Annotated in this window: 13 protein-coding genes; 2 read left to right on the top strand and 11 right to left on the bottom strand. The window is 63.7% G+C overall.

The features are described from left to right. Positions 1-2 precede the first annotated feature (2 nt). From RCH06_RS07510 to RCH06_RS07470, 9 genes are all read right to left on the bottom strand, one after another. Positions 3-1583 (bottom strand): DUF5691 domain-containing protein, encoded by a 1581-nt coding sequence (locus RCH06_RS07510; RefSeq protein WP_327080824.1) that lies wholly within the window; start codon positions 1581-1583, stop codon positions 3-5. Further along, positions 1580-2923, bottom strand: a complete 1344-nt coding sequence (locus tag RCH06_RS07505) for an SWIM zinc finger family protein (protein ID WP_327080823.1) — start codon at positions 2921-2923, stop codon at positions 1580-1582. Before RCH06_RS07505 ends, RCH06_RS07510 begins: the two co-directional genes overlap by 4 nt. Positions 2924-3267: 344 nt before the next feature. After that, a complete protein-coding gene (locus RCH06_RS07500) occupies positions 3268-4650 on the bottom strand; it encodes an ATP-binding protein (protein ID WP_327080822.1) in 1383 nt (460 codons plus the stop codon). Then, positions 4626-5291, bottom strand: a complete 666-nt coding sequence (locus RCH06_RS07495; RefSeq protein WP_327080898.1) for a response regulator transcription factor — start codon at positions 5289-5291, stop codon at positions 4626-4628. Before RCH06_RS07495 ends, RCH06_RS07500 begins: the two co-directional genes overlap by 25 nt. 11 nt (positions 5292-5302) lie before the next feature. After that, a complete protein-coding gene (locus tag RCH06_RS07490; RefSeq protein ID WP_327080821.1) occupies positions 5303-5863 on the bottom strand; it encodes a DedA family protein in 561 nt (186 codons plus the stop codon). Between the two features lie 61 nt (positions 5864-5924). Then, positions 5925-6680, bottom strand: a complete 756-nt coding sequence (locus tag RCH06_RS07485) for a COG4705 family protein (protein WP_327080820.1) — start codon at positions 6678-6680, stop codon at positions 5925-5927. 19 nt (positions 6681-6699) lie between these two features. Further along, positions 6700-7131: a hypothetical protein gene (locus tag RCH06_RS07480; protein ID WP_327080819.1), complete on the bottom strand. Its 432-nt coding sequence runs from the start codon at positions 7129-7131 to the stop codon at positions 6700-6702. A 52-nt stretch (positions 7132-7183) separates the two neighbouring features. Beyond that, positions 7184-7984: a COG4705 family protein gene (locus tag RCH06_RS07475; RefSeq protein ID WP_327080818.1), complete on the bottom strand. Its 801-nt coding sequence runs from the start codon at positions 7982-7984 to the stop codon at positions 7184-7186. Positions 7985-8061: 77 nt separating this feature from the next. Beyond that, positions 8062-8397 carry a PepSY domain-containing protein gene (locus RCH06_RS07470; protein ID WP_327080817.1) on the bottom strand — a complete coding sequence of 112 codons (336 nt, stop codon included), beginning with the start codon at positions 8395-8397 and terminating at the stop codon, positions 8062-8064. 159 nt (positions 8398-8556) lie between these two features. Between RCH06_RS07470 and RCH06_RS07465 the strand changes: the two genes are divergently transcribed. Both RCH06_RS07465 and gshB read left to right on the top strand, forming a co-directional pair. Further along, a complete protein-coding gene (locus tag RCH06_RS07465; protein WP_327080816.1) occupies positions 8557-9813 on the top strand; it encodes a benzoate/H(+) symporter BenE family transporter in 1257 nt (418 codons plus the stop codon). Continuing rightward, entirely contained in the window at positions 9810-10757 is a 948-nt protein-coding gene (gene gshB / locus RCH06_RS07460; RefSeq protein WP_327080815.1) for a glutathione synthase, read from the top strand. Before RCH06_RS07465 ends, gshB begins: the two co-directional genes overlap by 4 nt. A 218-nt stretch (positions 10758-10975) precedes the next feature. Here gshB and RCH06_RS07455 read toward each other — a convergent pair whose 3' ends face one another. Both RCH06_RS07455 and RCH06_RS07450 read right to left on the bottom strand, forming a co-directional pair. Continuing rightward, positions 10976-11950 carry an FAD:protein FMN transferase gene (locus tag RCH06_RS07455; protein ID WP_327080897.1) on the bottom strand — a complete coding sequence of 325 codons (975 nt, stop codon included), beginning with the start codon at positions 11948-11950 and terminating at the stop codon, positions 10976-10978. After that, positions 11940-14165 carry a PepSY domain-containing protein gene (locus tag RCH06_RS07450; RefSeq protein ID WP_327080814.1) on the bottom strand — a complete coding sequence of 742 codons (2226 nt, stop codon included), beginning with the start codon at positions 14163-14165 and terminating at the stop codon, positions 11940-11942. Before RCH06_RS07450 ends, RCH06_RS07455 begins: the two co-directional genes overlap by 11 nt. Positions 14166-14183: the final 18 nt, after the last annotated feature.

Below are 14183 nucleotides of genomic sequence, written 5' to 3'. Positions count from 1 at the left end.
AGTCAAACGGAAGCACTCAGGTTCAGGAAAGCGTGCCGGGCAGAGATGGCCTGCAGGTTGTCCTGCACCGCCTGCGCCAGGGCATGGGCTGGCGTTTCCTTGGCGTCTTCAGGCGGCGGGGGCAGGGCCAGCAGACTGGGCAGGGTGGCCGGGTGCAGCACGCAGCAGACCTCGGCCAGCAAAGCCCGCATGTAGTAAGACTGCTTCAGGTAGAGCGGCAGTTTTTCCAGCAGCAGCACCGACAGCGCCAGCGACACATGCTCGCCGGGGGGGCAGGCCTGCGCCATCTGGCTGGTCACCTCGTGCACATTGCCGGCCTTGCCGGGCTTGACCTGCTCCAGCATCTGTGTCCAGTAAGGCTCGCGCTCGGAGGCAGGCAGCAAGGCCAGCACGGTGGCCCGCGATTCGCCCAGCGACTTGCCCGGCCAGTGGTCTAAAAATGCCTTGCACCACAGCGTGTCGGGCGTCATGCGCAGCACATCGAACCAGGCGCGCGCCAGGGCGTCGGCCCAGTCGCCCTTGCGCGCCCACAGCAGCAGCGCGTCGGGCGTCATGCCGGTGTGGCTTGTCCACCAGACCAGCGGCAGCTGGCGCGCCAGCTGGTACAGCCACCAGGCGCGCTCACCCAGGCTTTCGTACTTGGGCCGCTCGGCTTCCAGACCGTCGGCTTTCCAGTCGTCGCCGGCGGCTTGGGGCGGCTCAATCTTCCACTTGCCACCGATCAGTCCGGCCAGCATGGATTTTTTCTCCAGACAGGGCAGCAGCCGGGCAACGGCGCGCTGGGTCTGGGCGCTTTCAGGCAGTTGCACCAGCAGGGCGCGGGCGATTTGGCGCACCTCGCTGCCCCGGTCTTTGCTGGCCAAGCCGGCAAGCAACTCTTCGTCCTGCATCGACAGACCTTCGGCCAGCACCGCCACCAGCTCGCTGCGTTCCTTGGCCGGCAGGTCGGGCAGGGCGGCTTTCAGGCGTTCGCGGGCGCTGTCGGCATCGCGCTGGCGCTCTTCGCGTAGCAGCAGGGCGCGCTGGGCCAGGCTGCCTTCAGACCAGCGGGCTTCCAGCGGTGCCAGAGCCGCCGTGCCTTCGGCATAGCGCCAGGCGCTGTTTTGCCGCCCGAGCCAGCGCCCACGCTCGCCCAGTACCGGCAGCAGGGCCGGGCGCAGGGCTACGCTGCGCTGGCCAGCCTCCAGTGCCAGCGGCAGCAGGCCGTTGGGCAGCCGCAAACCGGCCGCTTTCAGGCGCTGCAGCAGTTCGATCTGCAGCCGTGCAGGCGCTTCGGTCAGCGCCCAGCGCAGGGTGATTTTCAAGCTGTCGGACGACAGCGCGGGTTCCGTTTCGGGCGCTGCCGCCTCAGTGGTTGTGGGCGCGGTGCTGGCCTGGCCCTGCTGGCTGGCGCGCTCGCACACCGCCAGCACGCCGGCAGACTGCAGCAGGGCGCGGGCTGGCGCGTCGGTTTGCTGGCCGATTTGTGCCAGCAAGTCGCCCACTGCACCGGCCAGCCGGGGCGCAGTGAAGGCCATTTTTTCAGTGCCCACCATGGCGGCGGGCAGCAGGCTTTGCCAATACGTTGTGCTTGATTCGCTCATTCAGCGCTCCAGTTCCAAACGCCGTCGCCACCCTGCACCGACAGGGGCCGCAGCACGTCGCCATTCCATTCACCCATCACGGCAACGGGCTGCCCGCCGCTCATCGCCATCAGCGCCCAGCCCTGGGTGTCGCTGACCGCCAGCGGCAGGTGCCGGCCCGCCCAGTGCAGGCCGAAGCGGCCTTCGTTTTGGCTGGGAACCGCCTGCTGGCAGCGCAGCGGATGCAATTGAATCCACGGATTGCCAGCAATGCGCTCGGCAATCGCTCGCCATTCCTGTTCCGGACTCGGGCCGGCACTGGACTGCGTAGCGGAGTCGCCAACGCTGCCGACCGGCGCAGCAATGCTGCCCACCACCAGCGCCCGCAGTGGGCCGGCGCTGGGGTAAAACGCCAGCGTCGTCTGCACGCTGGAGCCGAAAAACCAGCCTTGCTCAAAGCCTTTGCCGCCAAACGAGTGGTCCAGCAACAGGGCGCGCCGGCCCGTCGCCTGGCCTTCCAGCCAAACCCGGCGCTCTTGCAGATTGTTCTCGCGCTCTTCCTGAACCATGCCCATCACCTGCCAGGTGTCCTGAACGCCCGGCGATTCAGCCAGCACGGCGTCCTTGTCCAGCGGCCAGCCAAGCAGAACGCGCAGGTCGGCCAGCGCCGTCTCGCTCAAGGCATCGCGCCGGGCGACGGCTTCGCAGGCCAGTTGCAGCAGGCCAAGCTGGCGCAGCACCTTTTCGGGCCAGTCGGCGCCGTTCATCAGGTCGTCGGCCATGCTGCCCAGGCGCTGCCCCAGGCCGGGTGCTTTGGCATCGACCAGCCGGGCGGCCATGGTTTCCCAGCTCGAACGGCTTTCGTTGCCCAGGCTGCCGAGCCCGCGCGACACCTGGTCGAGCAGCCACTGGCGCAGCTCGGCCACGCCGGCGTCAATGCGCGTCCAGCGCTGCTGCTGGCTTTTGAGCGCGGCCTGCGGGTCTGCCGGCTTGGCGGCCTGCTCACGCTGCTTGTCTTCCTTTTTCTGCACCCGCTCGGTGCGAGCACCCAGCCATTCGGACACCCACAGCGGCGGCGTGTCGGTCTTGAACAACGAAGCATTCTTGGCCTTGAGCAGCAGCAGCGCCAGGCCGTGCTTGCAGGGAAATTTGCGGCTGGGGCAAGAGCATTTAAAAGTCGGCCCCGACAGATCGACCTGCGTCTGGTAGGGCTTGCTGCCGCTGCCCTGGCATTCACCCCAGACGGCGGCGTCGTTGGCGCCCAATGTGGGCCAGATGCCGGGTTTGACCAGCCCGTTGGCGGCTTTGGCCGAAGACGCATCGGGTGCCAGGGCAAGGACGGATTCAGCGCTGATTTGCATAGGCAGTAGCAGGCAAGAGTTGGAGGCGTTGAGGGGTCTGGCGGACAGGTCGGTTTGCGGCTGACGGGCTGAGGTCCAGAAGCCGCAGAGGCTGCGTAAAAGCCGCTTCAGGGCACCAGCTCAACGCCAGCCAAACATGTTAGCTGATGTTTCTTGGGGGTTAATCGGCTTTTCTGGGCACGCTTGCTTTTGTTTTCTTTGCTGTGGCCGGGCGGGCCGGGGATTGCCCAACTGCAGGCGCGCAACGTGCGATTGAAGGGGGGCGGGTTCAAATCCCGGTGCCGCCCCTGTCAACGCCGCCGCTAATCCTTGAACAGCAAGCCTATTGGCATGACAGGCAGTTCTCAGGCCCGGTCGCCGGGCGGCGGCGGGGCCAGCGCCATGAACACTTCAACGCATAAGCCGGACTGCGCCGCTTCGTCAGAAAACGTCAGTCGAACCTGCGCACCCAGGCGCTGCGCAATCGCCTGGACGATGCAAAGCCCCAGGCCCGAGCCGGTTTGCTCGCTGCCCAGCGTGCGATAAAAAGCGTCAAACACGCGCGCGCGCTCGGCCACGGCAATACCCGGCCCGGTGTCCTGGATGCGCAGCACGGCGCGGCCTTGCGCCCTGCGAAATCCCAGATCGACGCGGCCGCCCTCAGGCGTGTAGCGGATCGCGTTGTCCACCAGGTTTTTGACCAGCGTCGTCAGCTCGAACGCGCTGGCTTGCACCTGCACGTCCTGTGCGTCTTGCCCATCTCCTAATTCCTCCATGCCAATGTCGATATGCCTGGCTTCGGCCAGCGGCATCAGGTCTTCCAGCACGCTGCGGTAAACGCGCTGGATTGAGGTGGAGGCTGGCGCGGGCGACTTGGCCGCGCTTGAGGTGCCTTGCGCCTGGGCCAGCGCCAGCAGCTGGTTCAGCAGGTTTTGGCTGCGCACCATGCCGCGCCGCAGCGTCGCCAGCCGTTCGCTGGCCAGCGCCGACATGGGCGCGTCGGCCAGCCGCTCAGCTTGCAAAGACATCGCCGTCAAAGGCGAGCGCAGCTCGTGCGCGGCGTCGGCAATAAACCGGCGCTGGGTGTCCATCGATTGGGCAACTCTAGCCAGCAGGCGGTTGATCGCCACCACGAACGGGCGCACCTCACTGGGCAAGTGCACCTCTTGCACCGGGTGCAGCGCTTGCTCGGCGCGCTGGTCGATTTCTGCCGACAAAGCGGCGATGGGCCGAAACATCTTGCGCACCAGATCAGCTACGACCAGCAGCAGCACGGGCACCAGCACCAGCAGGGGCAGCAAGGTGTGCCAGGCGCTGTTTCGGGCAATTTCGTCCCGAACGTCGGTGTCTTGCGCCACGGCAATGCGCTCTGCGCGCGCCGTGGTCTTGACCAGCACGCGCAGCGTCTGGTCGTTGACTTTCAGCGTATGCAGGCCGTCAGGCAGTGTGGCGGGCAGCGGCAACGGCGCATTTGCAGCTGTTGCACCGCCGGCAAGGTGCTGCACGATCACACGGGAATCGTCCGGGCTGTCGGGCGCGCTGCCAGGAGCCAAGGGGGCGAGGGCTTGCCGGTCAAACAGCATCGCCACTTGTTCCAGCGTGTCGTCTTGCAGATCTTGCGCTTCGTTAAAGGCGGTGATGAAAGAAAACACCCCGGCCAGCAGCGCCACGACCACAATCGCCAGCGACACAGAGAACGACAGCTTGCGCTGAATCGACGCGTTCAGCTGCTTTTTGAAACCATCCATCCGACCCCCCTGACGTTTTTGATAACCTCGCTGCCCAGCTTGCGCCGCAGCGCGTGAATCAAAAACTCGACGGCATTGCTTTCCACCTCCTGGCCCCAGCCATATAAGCGGTCTTCCAGGTCACTGCGCGACAGCAGCGCGCCGGGCCGCACCAGCAAGGCCTGCAAGAGCGAAAACTCCCGGCTGGACAGTTGCACCGCAGCGCCGGCGTTGACCACGGCTTCGCGCGTGGCCGGGTCGAGCGACACCACGCCATTGCTGAGCACAGGCGCGGCGCTGCCGCCCTTGCGGCGCAGCACGGCGCGCATGCGGGCCAGCAACTCGGCCATCTCGAAAGGCTTGAGCACATAGTCATCGGCCCCGCCGTCCAGCCCGCGCAGCCGGTCATCGAGGCCATCGCGCGCGGTGATGATGAGCAGCGGCACCGGGTTGTCTTTGGCGCGCAGGCTGCTGAGCACCTCCAGCCCGTCCTTGCCGGGCAGGCCCAAGTCCAGCAGCACCAGGTCATAGTGCTGGCAACCCAGCGTGGTCAGGGCGGTCTGGCCGTTTTTTACCCAGTCGGCCGCGTAGCTGGCATCTCTCAAAGCCGCCTGAATGGCCTCGCCAATCATGGCGTCGTCTTCCACCAGCAATACCCGCATGTGCGCTCCGTTCAAATTTTGTGATTCAGTGCGCGCCGGCGCAGCAGCCACCACACCAGCCCCAGCACCAGCAACAGCGAAAAACCCCACACTTCGTCAGCGTCAATGCCCTTGAGCAGATACACCAGCGCGTGGCCCGCGCCGTAGCCCATACCGGCAATCAGCAGCGCCCACAAAATGGCCGCCAATCCATTGAGCACCATAAACCGGGACCAGGAAACGCGACTCATGCCAATGGCAATCGGCCCGGCGACGCGCAGCCCGTAGAGAAACCGGATGGACAGGATCACCAGCAGATGGTGGCGCTCCAGCAAGCCATTGACGCGCGCGGCGCGCGGCTGCAGCGACGGAAAGCGCGCCAGCAGCGCAGCGCCATAACGGTGCCCGACCCAAAAATACAGCTGGTCACCCAGAAAGCTGGCGAACGCAGCGATGGCGATCACCACCGGCAGCGCCAAATGACCCCGCGCGGCCGCAGCACCCGCGACCAGCAAAACCGATTCGCCTTCCAGAAAAGTGCCCACCGCCACCGCCGCGTAACCATAGGATTGCACCCACTCTGCGATATTCATAGCTTGGTAGTCCTTCGTTTGTGATAGGTGCTGCGCAAGGGTGCAGTGTGCCCGCAGTCCCTCAATGCGCCGTTTTGGCAGCCCGTTGTTTGAACCTCAAGAGGCTGATCAAAATGAAGGCAAAGAGCGCCGCCGATGCAGAATAACGGCTCAATTCCAAGCCACCTGCCGCTATCGGCTTGTCCAGAAAATCGCCCACTACCGCGCCCAGCGGACGCGTCAAAATAAACGCCGCCCAGAAGAGAAGCGTACGCGAAACATTCGACCAGAAATACGCCGCCACCACCAAAGCCAGCAGGCCGCTGAACACAACAGCCGCGCCGGTGTAGCCAAGTCCGGCCGTATCAGCCGTCCAGTCGCCCAGCGCCGTCCCCAGCGTCTGGGAAAACATGATGGTGACCCAGTAAAACAGCTCCGCCTTGGGCGAGCTGACGCTCATGGAGACCGAACCCAGCGTGCGGTGCCAGACGAAAAACGAGCCCAGCAACAACGCCAGCAGCAAGGTCGAGCCGCCCGCGTAGCCGATGCCCAGCGAGCGGTCGGCGAAGTCAGCCAATGTGGTGCCCACCGTGGTGGTGGCAATGATCGTTGCCCAGTAAAGCAAGGGCTTGAAGGTTTCGGCCTTGATTTGCGCCATGACCGCCACCAGAAACAGGATGGCAAAAATGGCCGTACCGATCAGGTAGCCCAGATTCATCGACATCGAGACGGCGTCGCCTCCTGTTTCGCCGAGCGTGGTGGCGGCAATCTTGATGATCCAGAACAGCAAGGTGACTTCCGGCACTTTGCTCAAGGCCTTTTGAGTTGAGTTGTTCATGTTGCTTTTAGGCTGAGGGTTACTTCTTGCCTTGGAGCGAATCAAAAGTCTTTAGCAACTCGGTCAGGGCCTGCTTGCAGTCGGCTTGACTGGGCGTATCGGCGCGCAGTGCCGTCAGCGCGTGGTCGATGGACTTGTCCAGCACATGCCAGTCCTCTGCGGCGCGTGGCTTCAAGCCGGCTTCAGCCGAGTCCCAGGCCACTTCCAGATCCTTGATGCGTGTCTTGGCCGCTGGCAAGTCGCCCTTGTCTACAAGTCCGGCCACATCGGCAGCAACGCTGCGAAACGCAGACAAGTCGCCCAGTTTGGAGGCGGCGCTGGCAGCCGCTGCAGCAGGCGCAGCGCCCGCCGTGGGCGTCTCGGCCGGCTTGGAGCAGGCCGCAGCCAGTGACAGCAAGGCGATGGCCGACACGGCGGCAACGCCACGGGTGAGGGATTGAAAAGAGCGCATGGTTTTTCCTTGAATTGGGGTTGAGAGTTTGTGATTGATGTGGGGCGCAAACTTAGTGGGCGGCGGGTGTTTTGGCGCTGCCGTTTGAAGCGTATTGCGCCTTGGCGACCAGCAACACGATGATCGTCAGAAACAGGGCGCTGGTCCACATCGCACCCAGACCCAGGCCGCCATAGGCTTTGGCCTGCGTCAGCAAGTCACCCAGCGAGGCACCGAGCGGGCGCGTCAGGATGTAGGCCAGCCAGAAGGTCAGCACGGCGTTGCCGCCCATGCGCCAGGCTGCGTAGGTGGCGGCAATCAGGCCACTGAAAATCACCAGACCCCAGGTAAATCCCAGCCCCAGCGCCTCGGTGGCCAGATCGCCCGCCGCCGTGCCCAGCGCAAAGGTACACAAAATGGCCGACCAGTAAAACAGCTCCCTTCGGCGCGTGAAGATTTCGTGAACGGACAGCGTGCGCTCTACCGCATACCAGACTGCGAAAATAATTGCCAGCAGCACGGCAAAGACTGAGGTGCTGAGGTACAGGCTGACGCCCATGCCATCGGTGAACAAGTCGGTAATTTGCGTGCCCACAATACTCACCAGCACCACCGTAAGCCAGTAAATCCACGGTGTGTAACGCCGCTTGCGCAATTGCACAAACAGCGCTGCAATCAGCAATGCCGTCATGCCCACACGGGTCAATGTCTGGCCCAGGCCGGCGTTAACCGCCAAGTAATCAGCGCCCGTTTCGCCCACCGTGGTGCACATGATCTTGATGACCCAGAACGACAGCGTCACTTCAGGGACTTTGTTGAGCCAGACTGCGGCGGAGGTTGCCTTGGCGTTGAGGGGGGCGGTGAGCGTGTTCATGAGGGTCTCGGGTTTTGTGGGGGCGGGGTGGCTTGCGGGGTGCCTGCGCCGGATCGGGCGCAGGCACAGGGCGCGGATCAGTCGTCTTTGTCGTCGTCTTTTTCGTGGTCAGCCTTGTCCTCGGCGGACGAGATGACCGTGCCTTTGTCGGCATCGACCCTGACATCAAAGACTTTGCTGCCGTTGACGACTTCGACGTCATAAACCCAGCCTTGCTTCGAGTTTTCATACTCGGCGTGCGTCGCCTTGCCGCCGGCATGTTGCTCTGCCGTGGTGACCGCTTGGATCAGGGAAGTCTTGGCGGTGGCGATCGCCACGGCGTCGTTCTGCATAGCGCCCGTGGCGGCATAGGCCATCGAGCCCGCCGCCGCAATCGTGACGGCCAGAAGGGAAAGTTTGCTGTAGCGATGCATGGTGTTTCTCCAGAAAAAAACGCAGGTATTTGCGTCAGGCAGAGACTACGCACGCAGACTTAGCTGGCACTGAGCGCAACCAAAAATCTGCATCGTCACGCCACAGGCCGTTCCAGTCCGCCAAGGCTGCAGCCGCGCAAAGCCTGCCAAAATCCCGCCATGCAGTTTTTCAAAGACCTCACCCTGTCGGCCTTTAGCGCCGGCTTTGTCGCCGTGCTGGTCGGCTTTACCAGCTCGGTCGCCATCGTCTTTCAGGCGGCGCAGGCGTTTGGCGCGACGCCAGCGCAAATCACGTCCTGGATGTGGGCGCTGGGGCTGGGAATGGGGCTGTGCAGCGCGCTGCCTTCGCTGTGGCTCAGAAAGCCGGTCATGGTGGCCTGGTCCACGCCGGGCGCGGCAGTGCTGGCCACGGCCGGACTGGCGGGCGGGTTTTCAATGAACGAAGCGGTGGGCGCGTTCATGGTCAGCGCCGCGCTGATTACGCTGTTTGGCGTCACCGGCTGGTTTGAAAAAGTCATGAACCGCATTCCGGTGGCGATTGCCTCGGCGCTGCTGGCCGGCGTGCTGGCGCGCTTTGGCATTGAGGCTTTCGCCGCCGCCAAAACCGCGCTGCCGCTGGTGTTGCTGATGCTGCTGATTTACCTGCTGGGCAAGCGGCTGATGCCGCGTTACGCCGTCGTGCTGACTTTGCTGGGTGCTATTGTTTATGTAGCTGCTCGCGGCCAGCTGGATTGGACTGCAGTCACTTTTAGCTTCGCAATGCCGGTTTTTGTGGCACCTCACTTCACGATTGCCGCTGCCGTCAGCTTGGCCGTGCCTTTGTTCGTGGTGACGATGGCGTCGCAGAATTTGCCGGGCGTGGCGGCGATTCGCGCGGCGGGCTACGGGCCTGGTGCGCCGGACGGCGGCATTCCGGTGTCCAACATCATCACGCTGACCGGTGTGGCGACGCTGGTATTGGCACCGTTCGGGGCGTTTGCGCTGAACTTCAGCGCCATCACGGCCGCCATCTGCATGGGCAAAGAGGCGCATGAAGACCCGGCCAAGCGTTACACCGCTGCCGTGTCGTGCGGCCTGATTTATGTCGTGATTGGCGTGTTTGGCGCGGCCATCACCGGGCTGCTGACGGCGTTTCCCAAAGAGCTGGTGGTGGCGATTGCCGGACTGGCGCTGCTGGGCACGATTGGCAGCGGCCTGGCGGTGGCGGTGCAGGACGAATCGCACCGGGAAGCGGCGCTTATCACTTTTCTGGTCACGCTGTCGGGCGTGGTGATTGCCGGCGTGGGTTCTGCCTTTTGGGGCGTGGCGGCGGGCGGGGTGGCGCTGTTTGTACAACAATACGGCCAGCAACGCCGCATGCCCCTGTCCGGGTCGGCGCCCACAACCCAGGCCCCCGGGCCATTGAAAAATCCATGAACATTCTTTTTATCGCCGATCCGCTGGCGTCCTTCAAGATTTACAAGGACACGACTTTTGCCATGATGCGCGAGGCGCAAAAGCGCGGTCACACCGTCAGCGCCTGCTTGCAGCAAGACCTGATGTGGCAGCGCGGCGCGGCCGTGATGGCCGATGTGCGCGACATCACGCTGACCGGCGACGCCGTGAACTGGTTTGACGAAACCGGTACGCGCCCCGTGGCGCTGAAAGACTTTGGCGCGGTGCTGATGCGCAAAGACCCGCCGTTCGACAGTGAATATTTCTACGCTACGCACCTGCTGGAGCAGGCCGAGCGCGACGGCGCGAAGGTATTCAACAAACCGCGTGCGCTGCGCGACCACCCCGAAAAACTCGCCATCATGGAGTTCCCGCAGTTCATCGGCCCGACGCTGGTGACGCGCAGCGCCGCTGACATCAAGCGCTTTCATGCCGAGCACCAGGACATCATCTTGAAACCGCTCGATGGCATGGGCGGTACGGGCATTTTCCGCGTCCGGCCCGATGGAATGAACCTGGGCTCAATCATTGAAACCCTGAACAAGAACGGCGCTGAAAGCGTGATGGTGCAAAAGTTCTTGCCCGAAATCGTCAAGGGCGACAAGCGCGTGCTGGTGATTGGCGGCAAGCCGGTGCCGTTCAGCCTGGCGCGCATTCCGCAGGGCAGCGAGGTGCGCGGCAACCTGGCGGCGGGCGGGCTGGGTGTGGCGCAGCCGCTGTCCAAGCGCGATTTTGAGATCGCCGAGGCACTGGGGCCGATTCTGGCCGCGCGTGGCTTGCTGCTGGCCGGCATCGACGTGATTGGCGACTGCGTGACCGAAATCAACGTCACCAGCCCAACCTGCTTTCAGGAAATCCACGACCAGATGGGTTTTGACGTAGCGGCGATGTTTGTCGACGCGCTGGAAGCGGCGCTGACGGCCTGACGCTGAGCCGGGCAGGCGTTCAGGTTCATTTCTATTTCAATGCAAAACTGGCGCGATGCCTCAGGCATCGTCATTGCGAGCGCAGCGCGGCAATCCAGCGCTGTGCTTGATCAATGAGGGATCGCCACGGCCTTTGGCCTCGCAATGACGGGGTTGCACCACGATGCCCCGGCAACCAAACCTGTCGTCTTGAAATGGAAATGAAACAAGGCCGGCGTTCAAGCCTGGCGCTGCCCGCTAACGAGGGAAATTTCCTCAAAGCCGTCGCCGTTGTGCAGCACAAACAGCGCGTCCATGCCGCGCTTTTGCGCCAGCGCCACGCCGTCGGTTTCTCCCAGCACCAGCAAGGCAGTGGCCCACGCATCGGCCAGCATGCAGCTGGGCATTACCACCGTGACCGCTGCCAGCCGGTTGCGCACGGGTTGCCCGTTCAACGGGTTCATGGTGTGGGAATAGGGCTGGCCCTGCACCTCGACCCAATGCCGATAGTCGCCCGAAGTGGCAATGGCGGCATCAGTCAGTTCCATCACGCCCATTACCTCGCGCAGATGCCGAACTGGTTTTTCAATCGCCACGGCCCAGGCCTGGCCATCGGGCTTCAGGCCTTTGGCGCGCATTTCTCCGTCAATGCCGACCAGATAACGCGTGATGCCAAAACCATCCAGGCATTTGGCCAGCGCATCGACACCGTAGCCCTTGGCAATGCCCGAAAGGTCGAGCGTGACGGGCAGCCGCTTGCGTACCCGGTTGCCTGCCCGGTCGACCTCCAGCCCGTCGAGCGCGGGGTGATGCGGGCGTTGCTCGGGCGCGCTGGTTTGTTGCGCACCGGCTTGCGAAGCGCCGGGTCCAAAACCCCAGGCATTCACCAACCCGCCCACGCCAATATCAAACGCGCCCCGCGACTGCTGGCCGATGTGCAAGGCGGTGGCGAGCACCGTCATGATTTCTTCAGGCAGGGTCAGCCATTGCTGTTCGGGCAGGGCGTTGAGGCGGCTCAGGTTGGAGTCGGGTTTCCAGGTAGACATTTGCTGGTCTACCCTGTCCACTGCAGCAAACAGGGCAGCGCCAATGGCGGGCGCATCAAAGTCAACTGGCGCAAAAAAAATGGCGCTGTAGCGTGTGCCCATCGTCTGGCCGTTCAGGCTGTGGCGCTGCAGGCCCGAGGTGCAAAGCGCCGGCGTTTCAGAAGACATCTTCACGGTAGCGTCCCTGTGTTTTGAGGGTTTGCACGTCGAGCTTCAAGGGTGCCAGGATGCCATCCAGCGCCTGCACGATGCTTTTGGCCATCGCCCGACTGCCGCAGACCAGAATCTGGCCATCACTTTGCATCAGCTGGCGCAGTTGCACCGCATCGTCGAGCACCCGGTCCTGCACGTAAACGCCGTCCTTGACGCGTGAAAAAGCCGCATGCAAACCCGTCAGCCGGCCATCGGCCAGGTACTGATTGAGTTCGGGTTGGTACAGAAAATCCGACGCCGGATCGCGCCCGCCCCAATACAGATACATCGGATGTTTGCCGGTGTTGTTGCGGATAAACCCGGCCAGCGGGCCAATGCCGGTGCCTGAACCGATGAGGATGACCGGGGCTTTGCCAGACGTGGGGCGAAAGTCGGGATGCAGCTGAATAAAAGCCTCCATCTTGTCGCCCGGCTGCAAACCATGCAGAAATTCAGAGCACAGGCCGTCAGGCACCTTGCGCACGCAAATTTCCAGAAAGCCGTCAGCCGATTGGCTGGCCAGCGAATAAAAGCGCGCCATCGTGCTGCCGGGCGGGACGATGCCGACCAGGTCGCCGGCTTCAAAATGCGGCAATCCGTTGCTGCCCAATAGGCGCGTCAAGCCGCCCACAATGCCGGGCCGGGCGACTGCGGCGAAGCGCATGACGCTGGTGGGCGCTTGCACCGCTTCGCCGTAATCGACCCGCTCCGTCAGCGCAAAACTCTGCGTTTTCGGGCGCGGTGGCGTATGCACCAGGTTCAGTTCCTGGCCCATCAACGGCCCCACGGTCTGGCCCCAGCGCGTGAAGGCTTGCGCCGACTGCCGGTCGATGGTGTCCAGAGGCATCAGCTCACGCCAGCCCTGGGCCAGCAGCGCGGCCTGCGCGTCCTTGGCAAACTGGCAAAACTGCGGAAACTGCCGGTCGCCAAAACCCAGCACGGCAAAGCCTGTTTGCGGATTGACCCGGGTTTTGGCCAGTCGCGCCAGAAACTGGTTGGCCGAACTGGGCGCGTCGCCGTCGCCATAAGTGGCGGTCAGGATGAACAGGCGCTGCGCCTGGCGGTACTCGGTGGCCAGCTGGTTCATTGGAGCCGTGTGCACGCGCAGGCCGGACTTTCGCAGCGCGTCATGCAGGGTGTTGGCAAAGCCCCAGGTGTTGTTGCTTTCGCTGCCGACCAAAATAATCGTGTCGGCTGACTGCGCCGCGCTGTTGTCGATGATTTTTGGCATCGACTGCCGGCGCTGCCACCATGTCACGGTACCGGTGACGCTCATCAACGGCACGCTGAGCGCACCCACGCCAAGCAGCAAACCGAGCCACCACAGGCCTTCGCCGGTGTGCAGTTTGTAGATCAGCTCGTAGGTGTCGCGCGTGCCGCTGTGGGGTTGAAAAGACAACAGCGCGCCGGTGGCCTGGTCGACATAGCCATCACCCTGCGCGGTGCGCAGCGAATAAACGCCTGCAAGGTCGTTGGGAGCAGGGTAGACCAGTTCGCGCAAGTCGTTCAAGTCGGTTGCCAGCAGCGCTGGCAGGGTAGCCACAGGCGCTGCCAGACCACCGGCCACATGGGCAGGAAATTCGGGTTCGTTTTGCATGCCGTCAGAGATAAAGCTGAAGGTGGCCGCCGACATGTAAAGCCCGGTCAGCGCAGACAGCAACAAGCCGACGACGACCACCCGGCCAACCTGCGCATGCCAGCGCTGGTTCAGGCCGCCGCGCAAGGGGTCGGCCAGGTGTCGCCAGCCGCCCACGCGCTTGACCAGCAGCAGCGCGCCAGAAACCGACAGCACCAGCATGGCCAGGGCCGTCAGGCCCGATGCTGCGCGGCCGGGTGTGTCCAGCAGCAAAGACCGGTGCAGGTTTTTCAGCCAGCGTGAAAAGGCCGAGGGCGCATACGGGGCAATGCCCTGGCCGGTGAGCGGGTCGATGCGATCAATGCCGGCTTTGCCGTCGCGGCTGTAATAAACAATGACCGCACCTGACGGCGAGCGCTGGATTTGTTCCGCCTGCGGGTAATACTGCGCCACCCGACCGGCCAGCGTGGCCACGCTGATCTGACCGTGGGCCGGCACCGTGGCCGCCACCCTTTCCAGCGCCGGGTCCAGCGACAAAATAGCGCCGGTGAGGCCCAGCACCAAGGCCAGCAGGGCAGCCATCAGGCCCAGCAGGGAGTGAAGCTTGCGCACCATCAATCAACAGATTCGTGA

The sequence above is a fragment of the Polaromonas sp. CG_9.5 genome (assembly GCF_035984465.1).
Classification (GTDB): Bacteria; Pseudomonadota; Gammaproteobacteria; order Burkholderiales; family Burkholderiaceae_C; genus Polaromonas.
Note: the sequence above shows the minus strand (reverse complement) of the source record. Positions and strands in the feature narration are given on the sequence as shown.

Excerpts from the sequence above, each read along its gene's own strand:
- RCH06_RS07510 (WP_327080824.1), bottom strand. The coding sequence starts at position 1,583 with ATGAGCGAATCAAGCACAACGTATTGGCAAAGCCTGCTGCCCGCCGCC.
- RCH06_RS07505 (WP_327080823.1), bottom strand. The coding sequence starts at position 2,923 with ATGCAAATCAGCGCTGAATCCGTCCTTGCCCTGGCACCCGATGCGTCT.
- RCH06_RS07500 (WP_327080822.1), bottom strand. The coding sequence starts at position 4,650 with ATGGATGGTTTCAAAAAGCAGCTGAACGCGTCGATTCAGCGCAAGCTG.
- RCH06_RS07495 (WP_327080898.1), bottom strand. The coding sequence starts at position 5,291 with ATGCGGGTATTGCTGGTGGAAGACGACGCCATGATTGGCGAGGCCATT.
- RCH06_RS07490 (WP_327080821.1), bottom strand. The coding sequence starts at position 5,863 with ATGAATATCGCAGAGTGGGTGCAATCCTATGGTTACGCGGCGGTGGCG.
- RCH06_RS07485 (WP_327080820.1), bottom strand. The coding sequence starts at position 6,680 with ATGAACAACTCAACTCAAAAGGCCTTGAGCAAAGTGCCGGAAGTCACC.
- RCH06_RS07480 (WP_327080819.1), bottom strand. The coding sequence starts at position 7,131 with ATGCGCTCTTTTCAATCCCTCACCCGTGGCGTTGCCGCCGTGTCGGCC.
- RCH06_RS07475 (WP_327080818.1), bottom strand. The coding sequence starts at position 7,984 with ATGAACACGCTCACCGCCCCCCTCAACGCCAAGGCAACCTCCGCCGCA.
- RCH06_RS07470 (WP_327080817.1), bottom strand. The coding sequence starts at position 8,397 with ATGCATCGCTACAGCAAACTTTCCCTTCTGGCCGTCACGATTGCGGCG.
- RCH06_RS07465 (WP_327080816.1), top strand. The coding sequence starts at position 8,557 with ATGCAGTTTTTCAAAGACCTCACCCTGTCGGCCTTTAGCGCCGGCTTT.
- gshB (WP_327080815.1), top strand. The coding sequence starts at position 9,810 with ATGAACATTCTTTTTATCGCCGATCCGCTGGCGTCCTTCAAGATTTAC.
- RCH06_RS07455 (WP_327080897.1), bottom strand. The coding sequence starts at position 11,950 with ATGTCTTCTGAAACGCCGGCGCTTTGCACCTCGGGCCTGCAGCGCCAC.
- RCH06_RS07450 (WP_327080814.1), bottom strand. The coding sequence starts at position 14,165 with ATGGTGCGCAAGCTTCACTCCCTGCTGGGCCTGATGGCTGCCCTGCTG.